3 protein-coding genes are annotated in these 2,301 nt (G+C 68.4%); all 3 read left to right on the forward strand.

Going from position 1 to position 2,301, the window contains the following annotated elements; translation table 11 throughout:
* Window positions 1-1,263 (forward strand): tetratricopeptide repeat protein (locus VKZ87_RS01810; RefSeq protein ID WP_324219530.1); only part of this gene is annotated, 1,263 nt, incomplete at its 5' end.
* Window positions 1,264-1,304: 41 nt separating this feature from the next.
* Window positions 1,305-1,913 carry an XrtA/PEP-CTERM system exopolysaccharide export protein gene (locus tag VKZ87_RS01815; protein WP_324219531.1) on the forward strand — a complete coding sequence of 203 codons (609 nt, stop codon included), beginning with the start codon at window positions 1,305-1,307 and terminating at the stop codon, window positions 1,911-1,913.
* Window positions 1,914-1,944: 31 nt separating this feature from the next.
* On the forward strand, window positions 1,945-2,301 hold a 357-nt coding region (locus VKZ87_RS01820; protein WP_324219532.1), incomplete at its 3' end, for a Wzz/FepE/Etk N-terminal domain-containing protein.

Genomic DNA, 2,301 nt, shown 5'->3' on the forward strand with positions numbered 1-2,301 from the left:
CCGGCGGTGGCGATCCTCGCCACCATGGATGTGAAGGACGGCAAGCCGGACGTCGCGCGCAAGCGGTTCGAAGCCCTGGTCGAGAAGAAGCCCGGCGACATCCGCGCGCTGCTCGGCCTGGCCAAGCTGACGGCCGATACCGGCGGCCTGCCGTCGGAGGTCCGTGCCCTGCTGGCCCGCGCGCACGATGCGGATCCCAACAGCGAGATTGCCGCGCTGGCCTACGCGCAGTCCCTCGTGGCCGAAGGCAAGACCGCCGATGCGATCCAGCTGCTGGACTCGAACATTCGGAATCATCCCGACTGGACCCGCGCCCAGGAGGCGCTCGCCAGCGTCCACATCAGGGCCGGCGAGAAGGAGAAGGCCCGGACGCTGGTCGACAGGATCGCCCGCGCGCGCCCGGACGATGCCGGCACGCAGTTTCGGACGGGAGCGCTGTACAACAATCTGGGCGATTTCGCCGCGGCGCTCGAGCGCTTCCAGCGCGCGCAGGCGCTGAAGCCCGATGCCGCCGAACCCCGGGTGAACATCGCACTGGCGCAGGCACGCATGGGTCGCATGGACGACGCCCATGCGACGGCGCAGGCCCTGCAGAAGGATCACCCTCGGAATCCCGTCGGCTGGGCGCTGGAAGGCGAGCTGCTTCGCTCCGCGCAGAAATGGCGCGAAGCGGCCGCGGCCTTCGGCAAGGCGGCCGCTCTCGAACCGGCACTGGGCGCGAATGCGTTCAGGCAGCATGATTCGCTGCTCAGGGCGGGAGCGACCGACGAAGCCGAGAAGCTGCTCCAGGGCTGGCTCGCGTCGCCCGAGAACGAGGCGAATCTCAGCCTCTACCTGGGCGAGCGCGCGCTGGGTCGCCAGGACTATGCGGAGGCGGCGCGGCGCTACGAGACCGCTGTGAAGGCCGATCCACGCAACGTGATCGCCCGGAACAACTACGCGTGGGCGCTTCACCAGCTGAAGGACCCGCGGGCGCTGGAGGTGGCCGAGGAAGCGTACCGCCGGGCGCCGAACGCTGCGGCCGTGGTCGATACGCTGGCCGGCATCCTCGAGGACGGAAAGCAGACGCAACGCGCGCTCGAGATGCGCCGTCGGGCGGCCGCTTTGGCGCCGACTTCCGCCGACCTGCGGCTTCGCTACGCGCAGGCCCTGAAGGCGAGCAACGACCGGGATGCCGCCCGCAGGGAGTTCGAAGCCATCAGCCGAGACTTCCCCGGCACGCCGCAGGCCGAAACCGCCACGCGCGCGAGCGCGGAATTGTGAACGAGCACTTCCAACAATCAACGACAGAGGGACGGGAACACATGCATAGCCCAATTCGAATCCGGCTCCTGCTGGTCGCCGCCGCGGTGGCCTTGTCGGCCTGCGCATCGAGCCTGCCGCCGGTTCCGCCGAAGGCGGCGCAATCCGATTATGAATACCGGCTGGGGCCCGGCGACCAGATCAGCATCACCGTCTGGCGCAATCCGGAACTCTCCACCACGGTGCCGGTGCGGCCCGACGGCAAGATCAGCGCGCCGCTGGTGGAGGACATGGTCGCCAGCGGCAAGCATCCCTCGCAGCTGGCGCGGGAGATCGAGAAGAAGCTCTCGGAGTTCGTCCGCACGCCCTCCGTGTCGGTGATGGTGACCAACTTCGTCGGCAACACGATGGAGCAGGTACGGGTCATCGGCCAGGCGACGCGTCCCATGGCCCTGCCCTACACCGACGGCATGACCCTGCTCGACGTGATGATCGCCGTCGGCGGCATCACCGAGTTCGCCGCCGGCAATCGGGCGGTGCTGATCCGCGGCGCCGAGGACAACAAGCAGTACTCGGTGAGGCTCAAGGACCTGCTCCAGGGCGGCGACGTTTCGGCCAATGCCGAGGTGCTGCCCGGCGACGTCATCATGATTCCCGAGAGCTGGCTGTGACGATGATTGACGCGCGGGCGGGGAGTGCGCGATGAACCAGCTCCTGGAACTGCTGCACACCCTTCTTCCGGGGATCTGGCGCCATCGGTGGGGCGCGCTGCTCGTCGCCATGGCGGTGGGCGCCGCGGGCGCCATCGCCGTCATGCGGATTCCGAACAGCTACGAGGCGAGCTCGCGCGTCTATGTGGACACGCAATCCATCCTGCAGCCGCTGATGGTCGGCCTGGCCATCCAGCCCAACGTCGAGCAGCAGGTCGGCATGATGGCTCGGACCCTGATCAACCGGCCGAACATCGAGCGCGTCATGCGCATGGCCGACCTGGACCACATGGCCGAGACGGAGCAGAAGCGCGAGGCACTGGTCGACCATCTCATCCGCGAGATCCGG

The organism is Ferrovibrio sp. (assembly GCF_035304305.1).
GTDB lineage: Bacteria > Pseudomonadota > Alphaproteobacteria > Ferrovibrionales > Ferrovibrionaceae > Ferrovibrio.

What these genes read in the sequence shown, in the direction of transcription:
- VKZ87_RS01815 (WP_324219531.1), top strand. Translation starts at nt 1,305, where the DNA reads ATGCATAGCCCAATTCGAATCCGGCTCCTGCTGGTCGCCGCCGCGGTG.